This window comes from Serratia sp. KH_031 (assembly GCF_057839655.1).
Map to the genome: position 1 here is coordinate 1,282,244 of NZ_CM174496.1, position 23,545 is coordinate 1,305,788.

20 protein-coding genes and 1 pseudogene are annotated in these 23,545 nt (G+C 50.6%); 11 read left to right on the forward strand and 10 right to left on the reverse strand.

What is annotated here, in order from left to right:
* Position 1 precedes the first annotated feature (1 nt).
* The 11 genes from AC3ISQ_RS05635 to AC3ISQ_RS05685 all read left to right on the forward strand — a co-directional run bounded on the left by AC3ISQ_RS05635 (position 2) and on the right by AC3ISQ_RS05685 (position 15,517).
* The gene (locus tag AC3ISQ_RS05635) at positions 2-1,207 is read left to right on the forward strand and encodes a hypothetical protein (protein ID WP_489351317.1); all 1,206 of its coding nucleotides are present in this window, start codon (positions 2-4) and stop codon (positions 1,205-1,207) included.
* Positions 1,204-4,563, forward strand: a complete 3,360-nt coding sequence (locus tag AC3ISQ_RS05640) for an ImcF-related family protein (RefSeq protein WP_489351319.1) — start codon at positions 1,204-1,206, stop codon at positions 4,561-4,563. The genes AC3ISQ_RS05635 and AC3ISQ_RS05640 overlap by 4 nt, the downstream gene beginning before the upstream one ends.
* Positions 4,560-6,155, forward strand: coding sequence for a type VI secretion system protein TssA (gene tssA / locus AC3ISQ_RS05645; protein ID WP_489351321.1), 1,596 nt, complete (start codon positions 4,560-4,562; stop codon positions 6,153-6,155). The genes AC3ISQ_RS05640 and tssA overlap by 4 nt, the downstream gene beginning before the upstream one ends.
* Before the next feature lie 33 nt (positions 6,156-6,188).
* Positions 6,189-7,958 (forward strand): type VI secretion system baseplate subunit TssF, encoded by a 1,770-nt coding sequence (tssF, locus tag AC3ISQ_RS05650; protein WP_489351323.1) that lies wholly within the window; start codon positions 6,189-6,191, stop codon positions 7,956-7,958.
* The gene (tssG, locus tag AC3ISQ_RS05655) at positions 7,922-9,004 is read left to right on the forward strand and encodes a type VI secretion system baseplate subunit TssG (RefSeq protein WP_489351325.1); all 1,083 of its coding nucleotides are present in this window, start codon (positions 7,922-7,924) and stop codon (positions 9,002-9,004) included. Before tssF ends, tssG begins: the two co-directional genes overlap by 37 nt.
* 33 nt (positions 9,005-9,037) lie before the next feature.
* On the forward strand, positions 9,038-9,562 hold the full coding sequence (gene tssJ, locus AC3ISQ_RS05660) for a type VI secretion system lipoprotein TssJ (protein WP_489351327.1): 525 nt from the start codon (positions 9,038-9,040) through the stop codon (positions 9,560-9,562).
* Positions 9,563-9,566: 4 nt separating this feature from the next.
* Positions 9,567-12,029 (forward strand): type VI secretion system Vgr family protein, encoded by a 2,463-nt coding sequence (locus AC3ISQ_RS05665; RefSeq protein WP_489351329.1) that lies wholly within the window; start codon positions 9,567-9,569, stop codon positions 12,027-12,029.
* A 6-nt stretch (positions 12,030-12,035) separates the two neighbouring features.
* The gene (locus AC3ISQ_RS05670; RefSeq protein ID WP_489351331.1) at positions 12,036-13,025 is read left to right on the forward strand and encodes a DUF6402 family protein; all 990 of its coding nucleotides are present in this window, start codon (positions 12,036-12,038) and stop codon (positions 13,023-13,025) included.
* 2 nt (positions 13,026-13,027) lie between these two features.
* Complete coding sequence (locus AC3ISQ_RS05675; RefSeq protein ID WP_489351333.1) at positions 13,028-13,411, forward strand: hypothetical protein; 384 nt, start codon at positions 13,028-13,030, stop codon at positions 13,409-13,411.
* A gap of 211 nt (positions 13,412-13,622) precedes the next feature.
* Positions 13,623-14,060 carry a type VI secretion system baseplate subunit TssE gene (tssE, locus tag AC3ISQ_RS05680; RefSeq protein WP_489351335.1) on the forward strand — a complete coding sequence of 146 codons (438 nt, stop codon included), beginning with the start codon at positions 13,623-13,625 and terminating at the stop codon, positions 14,058-14,060.
* Between the two features lie 2 nt (positions 14,061-14,062).
* A complete protein-coding gene (locus tag AC3ISQ_RS05685) occupies positions 14,063-15,517 on the forward strand; it encodes a VasL domain-containing protein (RefSeq protein ID WP_489351337.1) in 1,455 nt (484 codons plus the stop codon).
* A gap of 150 nt (positions 15,518-15,667) precedes the next feature.
* On the opposite strand, the gene AC3ISQ_RS05690 is transcribed toward AC3ISQ_RS05685, so the two are convergent.
* From AC3ISQ_RS05690 to AC3ISQ_RS05735, 10 genes and pseudogenes are all read right to left on the reverse strand, one after another.
* A complete protein-coding gene (locus AC3ISQ_RS05690) occupies positions 15,668-16,738 on the reverse strand; it encodes an ABC transporter ATP-binding protein (RefSeq protein WP_489351339.1) in 1,071 nt (356 codons plus the stop codon).
* The gene (locus AC3ISQ_RS05695; protein ID WP_489351341.1) at positions 16,731-18,500 is read right to left on the reverse strand and encodes an ABC transporter permease; all 1,770 of its coding nucleotides are present in this window, start codon (positions 18,498-18,500) and stop codon (positions 16,731-16,733) included. The genes AC3ISQ_RS05690 and AC3ISQ_RS05695 overlap by 8 nt, the downstream gene beginning before the upstream one ends.
* A 146-nt stretch (positions 18,501-18,646) precedes the next feature.
* Positions 18,647-19,735: an ABC transporter substrate-binding protein gene (locus tag AC3ISQ_RS05700; RefSeq protein WP_489351343.1), complete on the reverse strand. Its 1,089-nt coding sequence runs from the start codon at positions 19,733-19,735 to the stop codon at positions 18,647-18,649.
* Between the two features lie 282 nt (positions 19,736-20,017).
* Positions 20,018-20,107: pseudogene (locus AC3ISQ_RS05705) on the reverse strand (2-phosphosulfolactate phosphatase); the annotation flags it as partial.
* A 275-nt stretch (positions 20,108-20,382) separates the two neighbouring features.
* Positions 20,383-21,549 (reverse strand): tyrosine-type recombinase/integrase, encoded by a 1,167-nt coding sequence (locus AC3ISQ_RS05710; protein ID WP_489351345.1) that lies wholly within the window; start codon positions 21,547-21,549, stop codon positions 20,383-20,385.
* Positions 21,507-21,716, reverse strand: a complete 210-nt coding sequence (locus tag AC3ISQ_RS05715; protein ID WP_489351347.1) for an excisionase — start codon at positions 21,714-21,716, stop codon at positions 21,507-21,509. Before AC3ISQ_RS05715 ends, AC3ISQ_RS05710 begins: the two co-directional genes overlap by 43 nt.
* Positions 21,717-21,764: 48 nt before the next feature.
* Positions 21,765-22,343: a 3'-5' exonuclease gene (locus tag AC3ISQ_RS05720; RefSeq protein WP_489351348.1), complete on the reverse strand. Its 579-nt coding sequence runs from the start codon at positions 22,341-22,343 to the stop codon at positions 21,765-21,767.
* Positions 22,336-22,572, reverse strand: coding sequence for a hypothetical protein (locus AC3ISQ_RS05725; protein ID WP_489351350.1), 237 nt, complete (start codon positions 22,570-22,572; stop codon positions 22,336-22,338). Before AC3ISQ_RS05725 ends, AC3ISQ_RS05720 begins: the two co-directional genes overlap by 8 nt.
* The gene (locus AC3ISQ_RS05730) at positions 22,569-23,312 is read right to left on the reverse strand and encodes a DUF551 domain-containing protein (protein ID WP_489351352.1); all 744 of its coding nucleotides are present in this window, start codon (positions 23,310-23,312) and stop codon (positions 22,569-22,571) included. Before AC3ISQ_RS05730 ends, AC3ISQ_RS05725 begins: the two co-directional genes overlap by 4 nt.
* A gap of 15 nt (positions 23,313-23,327) precedes the next feature.
* Positions 23,328-23,501, reverse strand: a complete 174-nt coding sequence (locus tag AC3ISQ_RS05735) for a hypothetical protein (RefSeq protein WP_489351354.1) — start codon at positions 23,499-23,501, stop codon at positions 23,328-23,330.
* Between the last annotated feature and the right edge of the window lie 44 nt (positions 23,502-23,545).

Consider the following 23,545-nt stretch of genomic DNA (forward strand, 5'->3'; position numbering starts at 1 on the left):
TATGCCTATCTATCTGGATGCAATTCCTGATATAGCTCCCCGAATTCCCCGGCCAGCAACCCGTCGTTGGTTATATTTGCTCGGGACTTTCATGGTTTTGGGAAACGCTCTGACCTTCTGGTTATGGACGCAGGAGCGGTCAGGTTTTGTCTTCTGGTTTATGGCATCAGGTTTGCCATTTTGCCTCTGGGGTTTGTTGTTCAGCATTCGCCGGTTTGGTTACAAGTGCGATCAAGTCTGGGCTGCGTCATGGGACAAAGAAAGAACTCGGTTACTGAATGAGGAAACGACCCGGGGGCAAAGGGCTGCCAGAGTTTTACATACCGGGATGATTACACAACTCGGTAGTGGTACGGATAAATTACTTAATGCTGTTAAGTCTGCAGAGTCTCAGCTCAGTATACAGATCCCTCGAACGGGGGGGATGCCCGTTCGTCATTCCCGATTACTGGGTTTTGATGATAATCGGCAATCTCAGGATCTTGACGCCGGACTGAAAACGATCGCCAGTCAAATCAAACCGATGCTGGCTAAAATTCCTGCCGATGTATCGTGCTGGCTTATGGCTGACTGTGACATTAGTGGTGTTCCAAATGTGGATGAGCAAATTCGCAATACGCTTACTATACAAACAGATAGAGCCTTTCGTTTATTGAACATGAAAGGGGTTACTGCCTACGACTTTTGGTTGGATGAAATATGGAGGCAACCTGCCGTATTTCTTGCTCTGAGTGTAGTCGTTCGTTCGCACCCTGAGGACAATGAAGGGGAGGCCATGACTTGGACACTTTTGCTAAACCGTGACCACTCTGGTTTCCCTGATAGCATTAAATTACATCGTCCTGAAAAAGGGAGTATCGGTACGCTCTCCCAGACGCTGGGCAGAGCACTGTTATGGAGCCTGATTCCTGCAGCAGAAGTTAAGGGAGCCTGGACGACTGGCAGTGCACCGGCGCAAGGAGGAGCGTGGAGTGGAGCCTGTGAAAAAAATGGGCTGACATTCAGCATGACGGAAGATAACCGGGATGTAGATCAGACCACGGGTCACACCGGCAAGGCTGCGCCATGGCTTGCGATCAACCTGGCCGTAGGCATGGCTCTACAAGGTAGTGCGCAGGTTGTCGTCGCTGAAACAAACCCAGGAGAAATCTGGGTTGTTGGTATCACACCTGCCGGTAAAACAGGGATTAATCAGGATCTATTGTGAAAATAAAAACTCTCATCGGGGCAATTGTTGCTGTTTTATTATTTTTGACAGGGATCGTCAGCTTTTTATTCCTGGCTCTGCCTAGACAAATGGTTGACTGGACCGGGATAGGGCCACTGGATCACAGCCGTCTTCTGATCGTCTGTTTATCCATTGCTTCGGTATTGATTCTTCTGGGATGGCTCGTTGAAAAAATATTCGACCGGATAGGGAAGTCAGGTGTTCGGCTGTCATTCCAGAAAAATCAGCAGTCCGCTCGTACCAATGAAGGCCTTCACACACTTCATACTGATGTGATCGCGGATACGTTTGACGCAATTTCAGTTACCGAACACCTCAACCTGCGCTATAGCCGTCGTTGGAAAACCAAAATTCGCATCCTACTGGTTCAAGGTGAAGATGATGATATTGAAAATGCTGTACCGGGGCTGGTGCGTGATTTATGGCAGGAGAGTGACGGTAGTCTCCTGATTTATGGTGGAAATGCGCAATCACAACCAGATGCAGGGTTCCTCGCCGCATTGCAACAGATACGGCCAGGTTACCCGCTGGATGGCATCGTGCAGGTAATCGATACCACCGCGTTACCATCCGATAGTGAGCGTGATGCTTTTTTACGCAGCCGCCAGAAAGCCGACAACATACTGGGTTGGCAGGCTCCTGTGTGGTTATGGCTCACCGATAAAGAGACCGGTGATCAGGAGGGGCGCGAGGCAATCGCAACTGGCGTCATATTTGGCCCCGGTGCGACACCGCAGGAAGCCAGCACAACCCTGGGCGCTCTGGTTCCTCGCTTACGTCAGACCGGGATGGCTCAGGTACTGAGTAACCCTTATCACGACTGGCTACTGCAATTATCCTCTCGTTTGCAAGCTGACCTGAAAGCGAGCCTGAACCTATTGCTCGGCGGGCTGATGCAAGGTTCTGCCGCTTATCGCTTACGAGGCGTCATGTTCAGCCCTGAACTGGCTGTCGCTGCTTCGGTGCCCAATACCCGTCTCGATACCCCGACATGGAAAGCGATTATCGACGACTGCGGTGTGGTCCGTGCCAAAAAACTTACCTTCGACTGGTTAAAGGGGCTGCGCTTACTGCTCCTTGCTCTGGTTGTGTTGTGGGGGGCCGGTACGTTGTTATCTTTGACTGTCAACCGGGCACAAATTTATCAGGCGCAGGACACCGCTCTCCTTGCCGCAGATACGAAACAACCTTTGCCAGAGCGTCTGCGTAACCAGCTTGTGCTTCAGCAAGGCATCGCTCGTTTGCAAAACCGTGAAGCGACTGGTGCACCGTGGTACACCCGTTTTGGCCTTAATCAGGACCGTGACACGTTGGTTGCGCTTTGGCCGTTGTATGCCAAAAATAACGCGCTGTTAATGCGGGATGCGACCGCAGAACATCTGAAGCAGCAGTTGAATGCTTTTGTGCAATTCCCTCCGGCCAGTGACGCCCGTATGCAGGGCACACAACAGGCATACGATGTGTTGAAAAGCTACTTGATGATGTCTCGACCAGATAAAGCTGATGCTGGATGGTTGGCGAAAAACGTGCTGGCAACTTGGCCTGTGCGTCAAGGGGTACCTGAGGGCACCTGGCAGGAATTGGCGCCGAAACTGCTGGGGTTCTATGCACAAAACCTCCCGTCACATCCGGAATGGAAAATAAAGTCTGACGTTGAACTTATCAGCACCGTGCGGCAAATCCTGCTCAAGCAGATTGGTCAGCGTAATGCAGAGTCCGGGTTGTATCAGGACATGCTCAAACGCATTGCCAGCAATTGGCCTGATCTCACGCTGGCGGACATGGCCGGCGACACTGACGCCGCAACGGTGTTCAATACAGAAGAAGTGGTGCCGGGGATGTTCACCCGTCAGGCTTGGGAAGAACAGGTACAAGATGCGATTAACGAGGTGGTGAAAACCCGCCGCGATGAAATCGACTGGGTGCTGACGGACAAAACCCACCAATCGGGTAGTGATATCTCGCCGGAAGCCCTGAAAGCCCGACTGACAGAACGCTATTTCTCCGATTTTGGTAATGCTTGGCTGAATATGGTCAACAGCATTCAATGGCAAGATGCGACCTCGTTGTCAGAAGCCATTGCCCAGTTGAACCTGATAGGCGATGTACGCCAATCACCGCTGGTAGCTCTGATGAATACGCTGGCTTGGCAGGGTAAAACCGGACAGAAAGGCGATGCGCTGGCTGATTCGATAGTGGATTCAGCGAAGAAACTAATCGGCCAGAAGAAGAATGCGAAACAGTTCATTGAACAGGCTCAGGGCCCTAAAGGGCCACTGGATGGAGTCTTTGGCCCATTAATGGGATTGATTGAGGGCAAGGAAGGTACTGGTAGTAACGGCAACTTGAGTTTCCAGTCTTGGCTTGCCAGGGTCACACAGGTACGGCTCAAGCTTCAGCAGGTCACTAGTGCGCCTGATCCACAGGCGATGGCACAGATGCTGGCTCAGACTGTCTTTCAGGGTAAAGCCATCGATCTGACGGACACGCGTGATTACGGCAGTCTGGTTGCTGCCAGTTTGGGACAGGAGTGGAGTGGCTTCGGTCAGTCGTTATTTGTGCAACCATTGGATTTGGCGTGGCGGCAGGTGTTGGCTCCGGCGGCGGGAAGCCTGAATACTCGCTGGCAGGCCACCATTGTTGATCAATGGAACAAGGCTTTTGCCGGCCGTTATCCGTTTAAGGCTAGCGGCAGCGATGCTTCGTTGCCGCTGCTGGCGCAGTTCCTGCGCAGTGACTCCGGTCGTATCGCTACGTTCCTGAAAACCAACCTTGGCGGTATTCTCCATCAGGAAGGGAATCGCTGGGTGGTTGATCCTTCAGCAAGTCAGGGGATGGTGGTCAGCACTGATTTCCTCAAGGCGATTAATCAGTTGGCCGAACTGTCGGATATTGTTTTTGCCCAAGGTGATGCGGGCGTTCATTTCGAATTAATGGCACGACCCACACGTGATGTGGCACGTATGCAACTCACCCTTGACGAGCAGAATCTGGACTACTTCAACCAAATGGAAAGCTGGCAGAGCTTCGTCTGGCCGGGGAATACCTATTATCCGGGTGTCAGCCTGAGTTGGCGCAGTGTAAACAGTGGCATGCAATTGTACGTAAACAACCAAGGGAACTGGGGCTTCATCCGTTTGCTGGATAAGGCTCTGATCACGCCGCTTGATGGTAGTCGTACCCAATTGGTGTGGATAAGCCAAGACGGTAATCCACTTAAATTTGTGATGCGCAGTGAGCTGGGCGAGGGGCCGCTAGCGCTACTTAAGCTCCAGGGTTTTAAGTTACCAATGACGATTTTTAGCGTTGATGCGGGTATGGAGGAGATGGAATGAGCTCACCACAAGCCTTGTTAACGGCATGTACTCCCCACCAAGAAAAGCAGCAGAGCCTTATCGCACAGGCAACCGATGCCCTGTCACTTTGGGATAATTGGTTACGCCCGATCAGCCCTGAGCAGGAAACCGGCGGCGACCCGGCGTATGACGATCACTTCCAGCTGATGCGTGAAGAAATCAATAAGCTCTCAGGTACCGACTCGGAACAACTCTGTAGGCTGGCGGAAAAGATACTTTGTGACAGCGCAAAAGATATCCGGGTTGTGACCTGGTACATACAGGCCCGACTGAACCGCGACGGTGAGAAAGGGCTGGTGGAGGGATTATTACTGCTGGCGGCGATGTTATTGCGCTATGGCAAGCTTTGTCATCCGCAGCGGCCCAATGCCCGTAAGGCCGCGTTGGAGTGGCTCAGTAGCACTAAAGTACTCGATACCCTCACACTTTGGCCAGAGGTAGATCGGAGTGATACCGGTCTCACCGCTGGCGCTGTGAGTCTGCTGTCAAACGCCGTTGCTGACTGGCCTGATAACGATAAACCCTCGTTTGCCGGACTCTGTAGCGCTTTGGAAAATCGCCTAGCACGTTCTGGTGGAATGGATGCGTTGATCCCCCAGAACAGCAGCGGGCAGGATTCAGGTATGAGTAACTCGCCACAACTGTCAGCTGTGAAGTCGGGGCGTGATTTACTCGATCAGGCAAAGTTACTTTCCCGTTGGCTGAGCGAACAACCACAGGGCTGGCTGGCTTCCCACCGGCTGATGAAAACCGTGCGCTGGGATACTGTCGATCAAATCCCGCCGCTAGACAGCCATGGGCGTACTCGTCTGGTACCGCCAAAACCCGAGTACCGGGCGCAGTTAAAGCGTTTATATCTACAGAAAAACTGGGCCGAACTGGTCGAGCAGGCCAGCCAGATGTACTGCGAAGGCGTGAACCATTTTTGGCTCGATCTCCAGTGGTATCTCTGGCAGGGGCTTAGTCACGCGGGGCAGCCATGGGAAACCTGGTCCGACTCCGTCCTTTCCGATCTGCGTTTGTTCCTCAAACGCCTGCCTGGGTTGGAAGGGCTAGCTTGGAATGACGGCACCCCGTTTGCCGACGAAGTGACCGCGGGCTGGATAGCCGAAAAAGTGAACGAGGATGTGCTGCTGTTTCGTGATGAAACGGTATCGGTGGCAGGTGGTCAGGGGGATGATGTGCTGTTATTGGAACCTGAGGCGATGGAGAAGGGGGACAGCGAAGGCCCCGAGGCCGCGCTCGCTTGGCTTCAGTCCCGACCGGGGATGGACACGCCACGCCACCGCTGGTTGGTACGTCTGCTAATGGCTCGAGTCGCAGAGCAGTATGGGCGTAATGACATGGCGCTGCATTTGCTGGGTGAACTGACAGCTTGCGCCCCACAGCTAACACTGAGGGACTGGGAGCCAGCCTTGCTATTTGAAGTGCAGGCTCGTCGCCTGAAGCTACTGCGCATGAAAGCGGGTCGCAGTGAAACCGATAAAACACGTCTGATGCCTGAGATGGATGCCCTATTGGCGGGACTCATTGCTATTGATCCGGCTCGTGCCATGGTGCTTTGTGGCTAATTTTTTATTTGATAACTTTCAGGAACTTCGTGTATGGATGACTTAACCTTGCGCTACTTTGAGGCCGAAATGCGCTATCTGCGCGAGGCCGGAAAAGAATTTGCTCTCGCTCATCCGGATCGAGCGGCCATGCTCAACCTCGATAAACCCGGTGCCCGCGATCCCTACGTCGAGCGTTTGTTCGAAGGCTTTGCCTTCCTGATGGGGAGATTACGTGAAAAACTCGATGATGATCTGCCAGAGCTGACTGAAGGACTGGTCAGCTTGCTGTGGCCGCATTACATGCGCACTATCCCGTCTCTAGCAATCGTCGAGTTCTCCCCTGACTGGCGCAATCTACGTCAGGCGGAAGTACTGACAGAAGGATTCTCTGTGCTATCCCGCCCCGTTGGGGCGCATAAAACCGCCTGTCAGTACCGGACAACTCGTGATGTCCCACTCCAACCGCTCCACTTGGCGGATGCCCGCTTGCATACGGAAACTGATGGTCGCTCTGCTATCCGTCTACGCTTTGAATGCTCGGAAAAAGTGGACTGGGCTAAAGCTGGGATCGACAAGGTTGCCATTTTTCTCAATGCCGAAAGCCCGGTGAGTTCAGCCCTGCATCTGGCGATGACCCGCCGCGTTCACGCCATGTATGCGCGCCATGCCGGTACCCACAGCGAGCGTCGTAAGTTTGACGGTTGGTGTAAACCCATGGGCTTTGATGATAATGACGGTCTGTGGCAGAAAGCCGACTCCGCCTTCAGTGGTTATCAGCTATTACTGGAATACTTCAGCTTCCGACCGAAATTTATGTTTGTTGAGTTACGGGGGCTTGAAACCATTGGATTAAATCCAGCCAGCAACGGGTTTGAAATCGACATGGTGTTGAGTGAGGCTTGGTCATCTGACTTGCCGTTTGAGACCGAAAACTTCCGCCTGCACTGTGCGCCGGTGATCAATCTCTTCACCCTAGAAGCCGACCCGCTCACGCTCAACCCACTGGACAATGAGTACCTGCTCAGGCCGCTGCGCCTTCAGGATGGGCACACTGAGATTTACAGTGTCGATAGCATTCACGGCGCGGTGAAAAATGGCAAATATCCGTATGCGCCGTTTACCAGTTTCCGCCACCGGGGCGGTATGATGCGCCACGATGCGCCCGAGCGTTATTACCACACACGGGTGAAACGCGGAGCCTCCGGCCTGTATGACACTTGGCTGATCCTAGGTGGGCGCTCTTTCGAACTTGATCAATTGTCCGAGAAATCCGAGTCGCTCTCGATGCGTATCACGGGTACCAACGGGCAACTGCCGCGTAAGGCACTGGAAAGCACCTTGCTGGACCGGGTGGTCAAGGCGGGAAAAGTCCCGGTTAGGGTACTGAACGTTTCCGCACCGACGTTACCCTTGTACCCACCGGCTAATGATCGTTTCCACTGGCGGGTGATGAGTCATTTAGGGTCGAATTTCCTCAGCATGATGGATAACCCGGAAGTGCTCCGGGGGACTCTTGCGCTGTATGACTGGACCGATGATGAAATGAACCGACGTCGCCTTGAAGCCATTGTCGCGGTGAAACACCAGCTTATTCGCCGTTTTGAGAAGGGTTTTATGTTACGGGGCGTGGATATCGAGGTCACGCTGAACATAGATAATTTTGCCGGTGAGGGGGATGTGAATCTCTTTGGTGAGATGCTGCATCGCTTCTTCGGCTTGTATGCGGATATTCACCTCTTTAACCAACTCACACTGGTGCTGCAACCGACAGGGAAACGATTGAGATGGAACGAATTTCACAGCCAGCACGTACCGGGCTGACGCAAGCTCTCAATAAGGAAATCTGGCGGGCTAACTTTTATCGCTTCTGCCAACTGCTGGAACAGGAAAACTCGGATGCCCCCAAACTGGGTGCTACCAGTCACCCGAGAAACGATCCGGTACGCTTTCGTCCATGGCCGGGAATGGGCTTTCCGGTCAGCACCCTGAAAGCGGTTGAGACTGACGAAGACCATCCCGAACTTCCTCCAACCGTGCGCACCACTTTTCTGGGGATGTACGGCGTAGATTCCCCCTTACCCAGTTCATATTTGGATGACATTGCACAACGCCGGGAAGGGCATGAAGCGGTTACCTCATTTCTGGATATCTTCAGCCACCGCATTACCACTCAGTATTACCGGATCTGGCGTAAGTATGCTTACCCAGCCACCTTTGAACCAGGAGGGCGCGACGCCACCTCACAGTGCTTACTGGGGCTGGTGGGGCTCGGTATTCCGGGTACGGCACAGCATGTAGCAACACCGATCTCACGCTTTCTGGCTCTGCTGGGTACCATGCGATTACCTACCCGAAATGCGGAGGGTATTCGTGCACTGGTCAGCCTGTTGGCTCCGCATACTCGGGCGAAAATCATCGAGCCCGATCCGGTCAAAGTGCATATCGATAACCGAACTGGGTTAGGGGCCGGGGGGCGCGTGCGGCTTTCACAGCGAGCGACATTGGGCAAAAACGGTAAAGAAGCTTGTAGCCGGGTGTTGGTGGCGCTTGCCACGGAGAACCCTGGGGAAGCGGAAGGATGGCTGCCAGGCGGTCACTTACATACCGACCTGCTAGTGCTGATGCGCGTCTATCTGGGGTATCGCAGCGATGCAAGGTTGCGCCTTACCGTGCCGGTGCTGCTGCTGCCCGAACCCCGTCTGGGAAAAGGTCGGCGCATTCAACTAGGGCGTACCGGCTTACTCGGCTTGAAAGACGGCAAACTCAGCAACAGCCGTGAAACCCTGACCGTCAGTCTGGGCTGCTATGAAGGGCTGCAATGCTCCTCATTACCCTCTGCTGATAGCGGTCATTACCGCTTTGAATAATGACGCATTACCTCTCTCAAAAGGAATTCCTGGATGATAAAAGTAACCCGCTGGCGGGTGCTAACGCTTATTGCCTGCGGCCTGCTTGCAGGTTGCGGACTGACGCAAACCGTCAAGGACGGCACCGTCAGCGTGACTAAATCCATTTTTTATAAAAAGATCAAAACACTACACTTGGACTTTTCTCCGCGTTCAGCCGTTAACGTAGACGGTGCACAAACACCACTGGCGACCATGGTACGGGTCTATCAGCTCAAAGATAGACAAGCCGTGGATGCAGCCGATTACCAGACGCTGTTACGCAATGCCGATACGGCGCTCAAAGAAGATGTACTGGCCTCTAAATCGCTGTTGGTGATGCCCAAAGGCAGTGTGACGCTCAATATGCCAATGGAAGAAGAAGCGCAATTTGTAGCCGTAGTGGGATTGTTCAACCGTCCGGATTTGAAAGACAACCGCTGGCGGTTGGTGCTGACCCGTGACGACCTTGACCCGGATAAACCACGCACTATTGAACTGGGCGATGGCTGGCTCAATCTGGTACCGACAAAGGAGTAAGGTGATGGATAACTGGTTAGCACTTTTTGACGGTCAGACTCGCTATTTTCTTGAGATTAACGACAGCCCGGTACAACCGGATGTGCTGAATTTTCGTGGGTGTGAAGCCTTAAGCGAACCATTCTCTTGGGACATCGAATTCACCACACCTCAATCCAATATTGCCCCGCAGCAGGTGCTGCTGAAGTATGCGACCTTGCGGATGCGCAGTGGCAAAAGGGTGCACGGCATCATCACCCGGCTGGAATGGCTGTCCACAACGGCTGACCAGTCGCACTACAACATCACGCTGAGCTCCCGTTTGGCACTGCTCTCGTACACTCGGCAGTGTGCTTTCTTCCAGAACCAGTCCGTGCCGGACGTGGTGGAGCAAGTGCTGCGTCAACACGGGCTGGAAGGGGCTGATTTTGACTTTCGGTTGGAGCGCACCTATCCGCCGCGTGAGCTCATCACCCAATGGCGCGAAACGGATTTGCAGTTTATCCAGCGTATTCTGGCGGAAGTGGGGATTTACTGGCGCACGGAGATGGACAACACCCGTGAACTGGATGTGTTCATCTTTGCCGATAGCCAATTGAACTATCAGTTTGATGTGCGTTTGCCGTACAGCGAGCCTTCTGGCCTGTTCGATGGGGCGGAGGAATCAGTATGGGACGTACGCACTTGGCACAACGTGGTGACGGGGTCTGTTGCGACGCGTGACTACAACTATCGCACCGCCACCACGCCGTTGGATGCACAGGTCAGCGTTCGTCATGACGCGGTGACGACCGGTGAACATTACCGTTATACCGCCCCGTACCGCGAAGCCGGTGACGACACCGACCCGGAGCCGGAAACTGAAAGCGGGGCGTTTTATGCTCGCATTCACCATGAGCGCGAGCTGAACAAATCCGCCCGTATTCATCTGTTCAGTAACGCATCGCACCTGACACCCGGTCAGGTATTGGAGCCGCAGGGTAATGTGATTAGAGCACTGAAAGAGGGCGTGATTATCACGCTGGCGACCTTCCGGGCCGCCCGTGATTCCCGTTTGCATGTCTCGATATGGGGGCAACCTTATACCGAACGTTACTGTTTCCGCCCGCTCTGCCCTGAACGCCCTGAAATTCACGGCACCCTGTCAGCCCGTGTTGAGAGCCGGGAGAAGCACGACATTTATGCACATCTGGATGAACACGGACGTTACCGGGTGAAGCTGGACTTTGACCGGGAGGACTCAGAGCCGGGTTACGGCTATTTGTGGCTGCGTATGGCAAAGCCCTATACCGGCGACACCTACGGCTGGCATACGCCGCTGATTGACGGCACCGAAGTGGCGATTGCTTACGGCAACGGTGATATTGACCTGCCGTATATCACGCACGCTTTGCACGACTCAGCGCATCCCGACATAGTGAATCGCGATAACCGTAGCCAGAACATCTACCGCACTGCTGCCCACAATGAATTGCGCATGGAAGATAAGCGCGGTGAAGAGCATATCCACCTTTCCACGGAATACGGTAAAACGCAGCTCAGTCAGGGGCATCTCGTCGATGCGCAAGACAAACCTCGTGGCGCTGGGTTTGAACTGCGCACCGATGAACGCGGTGTCATGCGGGTGGCCAAGGGATTATTCATCAGTGCGGACGGTCAACAGAAAGCGGCGGGTGAGGTGCTGGAGATGGACACGGCGCTGCGGGAAATCGAACTCTGCCTGCAACAACTCGAGCAACTGGCGATAGCCGCAGAGCAGGCCCAGGCACTTTGCGCCGATATTGACAGCCAGAGACAGATGTTTAGCGAACGGCTAAAACCGCTGAATGAAATCATCCACTTCTCAGCGCCGGAAGGAATGGCGTTTACTAGCGGTGAACATCTGCAACTGGCCGCCAGCAAGAATGTGGCGATAAATGCCGGTGGTGATATTAGCGTCGGGGTGATGGGCAATATGACGGTGTTGACCGGTGACCAACTGGGGTTGTTTGCCCGCACGGGAGCACTGAGCTTGATATCGGGAGAAGGGCCGATGGAGATACAAGCGCAGAACGGCCCGATGAGCCTGTTTGCGCAGAAGAAGCTGACAATGAGCTCCGAAGGCACTATCTCCTTTGCCGGGAAGAAACGTATTACGCTGATTGGTGGGGGGAGTTATCTGAGGTTGGAGGCCGGAAAGGTGGAATACGGCACCACCGGGACGTATCTGCGTAAGGTGAAAAGGACGGCTGCTGCTACTGCGGTGTCGCAACAAGCAGAGTTTCCCTTTATGCCAGGTGTGGCGGATACGCATAGTCGGAGTTTTATACTGCTTGATGACAGAACACTTCAACCAATCGAGGGGATCAAATATGTATTAAAATCTCCTTCGGGAGACGTGTTTCGAGGGACCACTAGTGATAATGGACTCACTGACTTCTTAAGTCATACCGAAGAGTCTGAAATTGAATTAACCATTTTAGAACAAGACTCTTTAATAATAGGTTAAGAGCTTATGAACGACAAAACGATTAAATCAAAGTTAACTAATAATGAAAATAATAAAGAAAAGGTTCCCGTTAAGTTGTTTAAAATAACGGACATCCCTGATGTGATGGAGAAGGTAGGGTGGGCTGTCTCTGCAAAATTTATGCGTAAATGGTTCTATGATCCTTTTTATGAGATGAGTAAAAATGAAAAGCTAAACAAAGTAGATATGCAAAAAATAAATAAGCAACACATAGTTGATGATTTGAGTTTTGAATGGTTGTATAAAGCATCAAAAAGAGTTGGCCCCGTCATTGATAATTTCATAGGAAACATATCGTATATTCGTGAGTATAATGGTTATCTTGGCAGGAAAGAGGGGTTGACCGATCAGTTATCAAACGGGCTTATTACTATTATTAGCCGTTTGGAACGCATGGGGTTAGTCGATGTAAAGAATAAAACATTAACATCACGCCTTCTGGATTTTAGTGATTTGTCTGCAATGGAGTTGGATAAACAAAGTCAGTTTAATTATATTTCAATAGGAAGTAGCAATTGGGAAAAAGCCACAGATGAGCTGGATGATGTTTATGGTGCATTAGGTGCATTTATTGTAAAGGTTGCTTTTACGGATATGCTGATAAGCAAAGAGGAAAACGGGTTGTTTCGACTAAAAATAACCGAGTTGGGTTTGTATGTCAGAGATACATATGAATTTATGAACGACGGGGATGACCAACCATTGGGTTATTGGGGGTGGGGTGGGGTCATTAAACCTGACATCCTTACTGAACTTATTGGACGTGAACGGATATTTGTGGGGGGCAAGGATTACTATCGAGTGACAAACGGTTCTTTTGTACAATACAAGACGAATTGTAATAAAGGGAAAAAAGAAGAAGAGAAAAAGACTGGGGATTTTTTCGTTTATTCCACAGTGAAAAAAATACCTGTGGATATTACCATTCACTTAAATAGCATAGACATTGAGGAATATGCTGCAAGGAAAAAATAGAAATGCGTAGAACTCTTATGTTTATGTCTATTGTGATAGTGATGGTTGTAATTTTAATATCTGTTTCTTTGCTTTCAGTTAAGATTCTTGCATATAAATATGCCACGCAAAGCAATCAATATTGGAATAAATCTAACACATGCTACTTTATAGTCTACACTCCCAATTATAAACCTTATGGTGGTGTAGGTCGCGTACTGAAATTATTTTCAAACCAATCATTTTTTATTGTCTACAACAAAGATAATGAGAAGTTAAGAAGCTCAGCTTGGTATTTTTGGGAATATCAATTCTCCGATTTAGTTGAGCCTGAATGGTCAGGAATAGATGTCTTATATCCGTCAAGTGATGGATGGTCTGGCTGGACTCTTCATAAATGTAGCTAATTTTTGTTGATGATATATTTAGATAAAATATGAATTTGATAAATATGACATTTGATATCAGAGGTGGGTGGCAGGTTCAATTATTAGAGTGTGCGTTTTTTAATGAAGTCATCGATGGTTTTTTCATGTGATTTTATAGAACGTGAAAATAGGTGGTCGTTGCGGTGTTTTCTATTGATAAATACTACCATTATTAAGATAAGGTCACGCTATGGATAGAAAATCCCCATCGTTATACGAAATACTCACCGGCAGCTTCACCGGGGATTTATCCCTTGATGTTGTAAGTGAGGCTGATCAAGTTATTTTATCTGTACTGGATAATATTCAACGTATCCTGAACTCTCGTGCTGGCACTCTATCTCATCTGCCTGATTACGGATTACCCGACATGACTAAGATCTTACAAGGCATGCCGGGTACTGCCCATCAATTGATAGACATATTCTCTAGTGTGCTGTTGAAGTATGAACCCCGCTTGCAGTCACTGACTGTGACCTTGTTGGAGCAGGATATTCCTGGAGAATTGCGTTATGCCATCGATGTTGAATTGAAGGGCGTGGGGCTGATTCGTTACGGTACGACATTTATGCCCGAAGGCAAAGTGCTGATCCGGCATTTAAAACAGCAGCAACTGATGGAACGCTAACCATGACGATGACGACTGAACACCCGATACGTACCGGCGGTGATCCGCGCACGTTAGCTGAGTTTGCGGCTCTGCGCGATGAGCTGGGCAAATTGACTCATCCGGCGCGGCCTGATGTGGATTGGCATAAGGTGGAGCAACTTTGCCTGACATTGTTTCGGCAAAATGGTGTTGAATTGCAAAGCGCGGCTTGGTTTACCCTAGCTAGAACGCATAACAACCGGTTGGCGGGGATGGAAGAAGGACTGGCGTTGGTCGGCGGTTTGCTGAGTCACCAATGGCCGGGGCTGTGGCCGCTACAAACTCATTCGCGGATGGAGATTTTGTCGTGGTTGACGGCACGTTTGCAGCAGGTACTGCGCACTCGCGATTACCATTATGGTGATTTGGCGGAGATCTACCGTACCGAAACCTTGCTCGAGCGGATGAACAAGGTGCTGGAGCAGTTGGAGTTAAAGCATCTAAGTAAGTTGGATGGTTTGCGTCAGCAAATGCATAACACCGCATTGCGGTTGGAAAGTCTGGAGGTAGAAAAGGATAAATTGGGGACTTTACCAGAGCCACCGCTGACATTGACGCCAGCACCTGAACCCGTCCAAACGCCCTTGATATATGTCGTGCAGCCTCAGCCTGCACCTGTTGAGGGCGCTGTTCAACCGGTCGAATCCTTAGCCGTGGAAACTTTATCCGCGAAAGCTTTATCTGTGAAAACCTTATCCATGAAAACAAGGCACACCACAACAAACTGGCGTAGCTTCGCTGCAGGTGTGGTGTTGACGGCAGTGCTGGGGACCATAGGTGTCGTTAGCTGGCAAATAATGCAGTTACCGCCAGCGGATAACGTGCTATTGGCGAGCGTTGCGCCTTTGCCACAGGCGTTATCATCCGCAGAACTGGCAGTGCTGCGGACCAAACCGGGTGAGCAACTTGCGAAATTACAGCCAGAAGTTTTAACCGCTACGCAGGAGCGCCTGATACAACTTGGCAATTTGTCGCCGTTATGGGCGGAACAACAGGGTTCACGGTTGGCCCAGCAAGCGCAAACACTGTGGCCGGATGCCGCCGCCAGTCGTCAATTGGACGAAGAGTGGCGGCAACATCTTGCAGCTCAGGCGCTGCCCGCAGAGCAGCTCAATAATTGGTATTTGGTGCAGGACCGTTTGCAGCAACTGGCAAATAAGCTTAATAGCTTGGATGCGCAACGCGGACGCTATATGACGGTGTCTGAGTTGAAATCGGCAGTGTTTGCCATTCAACAACCTTTGTTGAGCTCACCCCCGTTGGAGGAGTTGTTACGCCAACTGGCGGAGCAACAGCAGCAGGGTAAAGTTTCTCCCACGCTGTCAATGCAGATTGATAGCCGCTTTAAGCAATTACTAAATCGTTATGCGTTGTTAGTTTCTGAGCCAGTCATTGAGGGGGAGTTCATTACTGAGGGTAGTGATCGTCAGGATTAATGCACCTCTAGCCTGTGTGACATAAACAAAATGATAGGGCCGGTAGCAGGGAAGGGTTGTGTCAGTGCCAACTCTGTATACCGACCTTTGGTTGTGCAGACTCAGTGGCAGAGATAGCAGGGAGCGGCAGGTAACCGCTCCCTAGACGATTCAAGATTTTGGGAAAACCCAGACATGCTGCTCAGGCAATGCCAAATGATAATGCTGTGGATTGCGAACGTCGCTACCGTAAGCGCGGATGACGAAATCATCGCCTGATGTACGGAACAGATATTCCCAGCGATCGCCGAGATACATGCTGGTCAGCAAAGGTAATTCCAACTGATTATCGCCAGGTTCGTCTGTCAGCACGACGCGTTCGACGCGGATCACTGCCGTTCCCTCCTGTCCCGCTTGTACCCCTTCACCGGCCTGTCCCCATAACGCCCAACCACTTCCTTCAATGCGTGCTTTACCGTCTTGAACCTCAGTCACTTTGCCATGTAGACGGTTGTTACTGCCCATGAATTCCGCGGTAAATAGGGTTTTTGGTGAACCGTACATTTCCTGTGGCGTGCCTTGCTGTTCGATTTTGCCGTTGTTGAGCAGCAAAATACGGTCGGAAATAGCCATCGCTTCATTCTGATCGTGCGTCACCATTAGCGCCGACAAACCCAGCTTGATAATTAGTTCGCGCAGGAATACGCGGGCTTCTTCGCGTAGTTTGGCGTCAAGATTTGACAACGGTTCGTCAAGCAGGATAACGGGCGGGTTGTAGACTAACGCCCGACCAATCGCCACACGTTGCTGCTGACCACCAGAAAGCTGATGGGGATGGCGTTTACCGAGATGCCCAAGACCAAGCTGATCCAGCACATTCTGCACTCGCTGGGTTATTTCCCCAGCCGCAACTTTACGTAACTTCAGCGGGTATGCCACGTTTTCAAACACGGTTTTGTGTGGCCACAGTGCATAAGACTGAAACACCAGCCCAAGGTTACGTTCCTCGGCCGGAATTTCACTGCGCGGTGTGCCGTCATACACTTTGTTTTTACCAATGATAATCGTGCCCTGTGTTGGCTTTTCCAGCCCGGCGACGGCGCGCAGCAAGGTGGTTTTTCCGCTGCCGGAAGGCCCTAGCAATGACACCACTTCACCGCGTTTCAGATCCATAGAAACGCCTTTTAACACCGGGTTGTCACCGTAGGTTAAGTGCAGATTCTCGACCGATAATTCAATCATGTAATTTGACTCCAAAACGAAGGGCAATACCCAGGCCTAACACCACGAGCAGGATATTAATGAAGGACAGTGCGGCGACAATATCTATCGCACCGGCCGCCCACAGGGAAACCAGCATCGAACCGATGGTTTCGGTACCCGGCGAAAGCAGGTACACACCGGTTGAATATTCGCGTTCGAAAATCAGGAACATCAGCAGCCAAGAACCAATCAGCCCGTAGCGCGATAACGGAATAGTGACGTGACGGGTGATTTGCCCACGAGTCGCACCGGTACTGCGTGCAGCTTCTTCCAACTCCGGCCCGACTTGTAATAATGTTGAGGAAATCAGCCGCAAACCGTACGCCATCCACACCACGGTGTACGCTAGCCAGACGCTAAAAATGGTACTGCGTAGCGAACGCAACCAGACCACCAGATTGTCGCGCAGCCACTGTGACCAAGGCATGTCGGATAACCAGCCGGATTTGAGTGCATTATCGAGCCACATCGGCAGGAACAGGAACACCCACAGAAACGCCAAGCCCGCCAACAGACCAGGAACGGCACGCGGCACCAGTACGCTGTAGTCGAGGAAACGCGTTACGCCGTCCGGTTTACGGTGCATAGCGATGCCGATAAACAAGTAGCAGGCCACTGCCAGCGCACCCCCTATCACGCCAATCGCCATCGAGTTCACAATGGCACGCAGCAGATTCGGTTGTTCCCAGATATTGCGGAAGGTGTTGAGCGACAGTTCATCCCACAGAGACACACCGACACCCCAATTGGAAATAAATGCCCGCAGCATGACGCCAATCAGCGGAACGCCGATGGTGACGGTCAGCCAGAATGCCACTACGGCGCCAGCCACCCAGCGCCATTTCCCTAGTGGTAATGCGCGAGCTTGCGAGGCTTTACCTTTCACCGTCACAAAACGGTTAGCGGTACGCATCAAACGGCGTTGCAGCATCACCAACGGAATAGTGATACAAATCAGCACCACAGCAACCGCGGCCATCAGATGATAGGACGGGGTGCCGAGCTTATTGGTTAGCTGATACAGATAAGTCGCCAGAACCATGTTGCCTTCTGGGTCGCCGAGTACCAGCATCAGGCCAAACACTTCCAGCCCGAGGAAAAACAGTAAAACCGTGGCATAGAGAATTGATGGGCGCACCATCGGCAGGCTGACTGCTGTCATCACCTGCAACGGTGACGCGCCGGCGGTTCGCGCGGCCTCTTCCACATCCGACCCGACGCTGCGCAGTGCCGATGAGATATAGAGATAGGCGTGCGGAACGTGAGTCAGACCGGCGATCACCACGATGCTCGACATGTCGTAGATATTCCACGGCACAAAGCCAAGCAGGGACTGTGCCCATAGAGAAAAGAAGCCGACTGGCCCAGCAGCCACCACATAACCGAACCCCAATACCATCGGTGAGACGAAAATTGGCACCAAGATTAGTGGCTCAATGATGCGGCGACCCGGTAAATCGGTACGAACCATCAGAAAGGCCAGAATCCCCCCGAGCGGGATAGCAATTACCACTAAGCCGAACGCCAGAATAAATCCGCTTTTTAGTGCTTTGTAAAAGTCTGGATCGGTAAAAATAAATCCGAAAGATTCGAGGCTCCATTCCTTTGACGGAGAAAAGAATGGGGCAGAGAGAAAACTTTGTATCACGATGAACGACAGAGGAATGTAGATAACCAATGCCGTTATCAACACCACAACGCCGCGCGGCAGGCTCTGCCACTTTCTGCGTAATGCACTCATGTTACATCCCTTCGATTAAAACCCTGAACAGCGAAATCAGGTAAGAGAAAGGGAAACGCGACAAATGGTGATGTGCGCGCTCCCGGTATACCCAAAATCATTCGAATGCAGCCAACGCACCTGTGGCTCGAAGGATGACGGGGATATTATTTGGCGGCAGCTGCGCGCCACTGTTTGATATAATCCAGACGTTTTTTCTGTTGCAGGTATTCCAGCAAAGTTTCGTCAACCGGGATAGGTTTCAGCGCGTTACCTAACATTTTGGTCAGGCCATCGATGTCATTTTTACCTTCGATATCATTACGGATTGACGGAATGTCAGCCTGATTAGCCAAAATACTTTGCCCTTTTTCAGACAGTACGTAGTCTAGCCACAGCTTTGCTGTGTTGCTGTTTTGAGCTTGCTGGCTGATGAACGAAACGCGGGACAGTACCAACGTGTAATCCTTCGGATAGGAAATACCCAATGACGGGTCGGTTTTAGCGCGAGCCTCTGCGTAAGAGCCTAGAATGTTAAACCCGATCAGGTTTTCGCCGGATGACACTCTTTCCATCATGGTGCCGGTAGAAGACTGTACTGCTAAGCCACCTTTGGCGACATCAGCCAGCGTTTTGAAGTAATTTGGATCGGCTTTGAAATCTTGCACGGAAAGCATGAATCCCAGACCCGATTTTTCGATGTCGTAGGTGGTGACTTTTTTGTTGAATTTGTCAGTCTGGCTTGCAATCAGTTTTGCCAGAGCCGCATGTGAATCGGGCACATCACCGGCTGGGATCAACCGTTTGTTATAGATAAACACCACTGGCTCGTAAGTGGTGCCATAAGCCTTATCTTTCCACACCGCCCATTTTGGTAACTGGCTCTGCTCGGGTGATTTGTATTCCTGTGCATAATCGGTCGCAAGCCTCAACGCGGTGTCCATTGAAGAACTCCAGACTACGTCGCCGCTAGTGCCACCAGAGGCCTGTTCGCTGATAAAACGGTTGTACAGTTCAGTACTGTTCATGTCGTTATATTCAACTTTGATACCTGGATAAGTCGCCTCGAAACCTTGAATCAGTGGGCCAGCCGCTTTGGTGTCGGTAGTGGAGTACACCACCACCTTGCCTTCTTTGGTCGCGGCATCGACGACTTTTTGGTAGTCAGCCGGATAGCCCTGAGGTAATGCAGACATGGCAGAGGAAGACATCAGAACAGCAATAGCAATCAGAGATACGTGTAATTTATTTGACATTATTATTTAACCTTTTGATTACATTTTGTGGTGATTGTCAACATAGCGCATAACATCTGACAGACAATAGGGGATTGCTTTTATCTTCTCAAATTGTGATTGTTGACGTTTTTTAGGCAATTAACACCATAAAAACCACGAAAAAAGGGGGCGGGGGAGTGAAGTGGTGGAATGGTTTTTTAGGTTGTTGGCCGGATTTGGGGAATTTTAATTTTGTGTTTGTGAGGGGGGATAATGCGTGTTGATCTCATTTCCGTATTTAAAGGCTAAATCATTCTTTCATGGGTATGGATAGACGAATGCTGCTCTATCCAGAGAAAGGCTTATACAAGTCGAAAATGACATAACATCGACAATGACGACACAGTCAACACCTACAGGCTGGTTTGTGTGGAATATTACAGACACAAAAAAGCCCGCTAACCTAGGAGGTATGCGGGCTTTTTTACTATTATCACCGGGTCTATCTGGTTCACTGGTGACCTAATTTGGTGGAGCTGGGGGGATTTGAACCCGCGCCCTAACGTTATGTAACATGTTGAATATTAATGATTCTTGATATGTAACAAAGGTCAAATGCATTTTACGTGCACATCACAGTCTCTTTAACGTCCTGATTCTGTCTAATATTTTGCAGTACCCCCCTGTTACTGAGCTACTGAAATCGCAGTTTTACCGTCATATTCTGCGAGGTATGATCCATAGTGGCGGAACAACATTTCAGGCCCTTTGTGGCCCATTTGCCCGGAAAGCCAGAATAGGTTAACGCCTTGGCTGATCAGACGCGTGGCGTAGGTGTGACGAGTCTGGTAGGCGTTGCGGTACCGGACTCCCGCTTTTTTTAGCGTTGGTACCCAAGCCTTTTTCCGTATAGCATCAGCACCCGCCCACGGTTCCCCTGTCTTTGGATCCTCAAATATAAAAGTGCTCTGTAAGTAGGTGAATTGCTTTTGATCTGCCAGCGCCTTAAGAGCTTCATTATCCAGTTCAACCCCTCTTTTCCCAGCCTTGGTTTTAGTCCCCTTTATCACCCCTGATACACTGGCCGATTTCACATGCGCTACTTTCCCGATAAAATCGATATCACCCCAGCGCAAGGCGCACAGTTCAGAACTACGCATTCCAGTATGCAGAGCAAAGCGAAACAGGTTTTCCCACTGCTTATATTTGGTGCTTTTATAGAGAGCCTCCACTTCCTGTGGCGACAGCGGATCAACTTCATATTCCGAGCTGGTCTCTGGTGTTTCTGTGCTGTATCTTGACGCGCTGACAAGCGTCACAGGATTCATACTGATCAATCCATCAGTGACAGCTTCATCTATAGCGCTGCGCAGAAATGACAAGCGATTCCTGATGGTTTTCAGTGTTGTTTTTTGCTGGGTGATCCAGTTCTTCAATATTGCCGGTGTTAATTCGGTTACTGGGAGCTTATGAAGAGCCGCCAGTGCTGTTTTACATTTCTTGTAACCATCAATGCTTGACTTTGCCAGATTCCTTTTTTCACAGATAACTAGATATTCACTCAAATATTCATGAACAGATCGGGTGTGCTTGATATTACCGAACAGTGCCAGCTTTTTAGATTTCGGAAAGTAATTAACGTAGCAAAAATCATTATTTGCAATTCGGTTTTGGATCTCGCCCAATAGTCTTTCTGCATACTTTATGCTTTTAGTATTTATCTCCATCAGGGAAAGGGGCTCCCTACATAGAACCCCTTTATATGTGAAAGTAATAACCAGAGTTGAGCCGGTTTTATGTTGGCGTAGAGTTACCCCTCTTGGTAATACATATCCTTGTGTTTCCTTGCCCATTTTGATACCTCAACTAAATCAATCCAACGTTCTTTGGAACCATCGACTTTTAAAACATGCACTCCTTCTTTCCATACTCCACGCTGTAACCGCTTATTTACCGCATCAAGTGTTTCGCCCATGGTTCCGCAATATGTTGTAATTGGTACTACATCAAGATTGATCATATTCACCTCACACTTAAATGAAGGCTCGCTGCAACGAGCCATTAATAATTACAACTCTGTGCTTTTTAGATGTGGTTCCAGCAACCGCTGGTGGATCGCTGAAACATACCGCGCCTGATGAATGGCATCAGCCAATGCGTTATGCCGCTCGCCGTCGAATGGCAGATATTGTTTAGGGTCGAAATCAATTGCGCGGCCTAGCTCCACAATAGTGCGGACGTCTCGATCGTTGCGCCAGTTCCAACACGGAACCATACCGCAACGCTCGTAAGCAGATCGCAGGATGACGTTATCGAAAGACGCACCGTTGCCCCAGACCTTCAAATGCTCTGGGCCTTCACAGTTGTGAGTAACAAAGCCCGTCAACCAACGAAGGGCGTCAGCAATTGGTTTTGCTCGTTCGTTGACGATCGCTGCACGTGCCTCACTGCTTTGCTTAAGCCACCAAATAATAGTGTCGCCGTCAGGAACTGCGCCAGCGGCCATAGCACTATCCAGATCAACAGTGGCGCTAAATTGCCGGCCCAGTTCACTGGTTACTGGTTCGAAGAAGACCGCGCCGATCGCGACGATAGGGGCGTTTGGCTTGTTGCCCATGGTTTCTAAGTCAATCATTAAGTTATTCACTGTCTTTTGCCTTCTTGTTATCGATAGCCCGCTCTATCAGCAGAAGCTCTGGATCTTCTAAGTAATGGGCACACATTTGAGCGACTTCTTCGTGTGCTTTGTTCTTGTTCAGAATATTGGCTAATATTGGGCTGAGTGATCGGCGATCAGCATTCCAGCCATACCTAGCCAGAGTGCCGATCAGGTCTTCCACAATAGCGGCATCAGTTAACTGTGGCGTGGCTGTCATCGCTTCTCCAATGGTCCAAGTGGCAGTGGCATCCAGTGTGTGACATTTGTTTCAAGGCAGTCCCAATACTGATTTAATTTCCCGTTGGAAAGCCGCTCAGTGGTGCATGATGATATGAAAACTGCATATCCGTCGGTTACAAGAGCCTCGACAAACATATAACGGCCGTTTTCATCTTGTTCTACCGGCATCCGTTCACTGCACGATATCCATCCGCCCAACTTGTAAGGCTCTCTTACAGGTTCACTGCGCACTTGGAATGAATGCTGCTGATCGCATGTGTACCACCCATTTTTTTCTAACAACGCGTCGTGACCGCACATATCACAAATCATTACCTCGGATTTCAGTTGTTCTGAATTTCCGTACGATTGAGGTGTTGCGGCGCGGCAGTTGGAAATAGCTGTTTTGGCGCGGTTCCATGCCTCATGATCTCGATCGGATATACGAAGCACTTCTTCCATAGCTGTTAAAACTTCATCTATCCAGTCGTCACCCTCTATCTCGATGAAAAATACAGGTTGCGCCTCTCGGATGGCCAGTAGTTCGCGCTCGCTGGCGCGGAACATGTCGATTAGTTTTCGAGTAGTTGATCCAATACCGCCGTGTCGCTCCATTTCGCTCAACAACGCGAGCGAGACATCTTGAACCTCATCATCGCCTTCGTTATGTATGCGCGCGAATTCACATCTAACAGCAATGTCGTAGAGCTCTTGTACCTGTTCAGTAGAGATAGTCATACTTCCCCCGTTCATTTAAGGAATTGCGTGATAGATCCAAAAGAAAGCAATAAGCGCCACGGTTAGACGAGCGATATAACCAGCACCAAACATTTTGAAGCCGTTTTGCCACGTTATAAACGACATTACGGCGATAAATATAGGAACCCCAGAGGCGATCAAAAGGCTGACAATTAATATCTTTTCCATCGTTCACTTCACCTCGACGTTAATGGCATCGACTTCTGACAAGT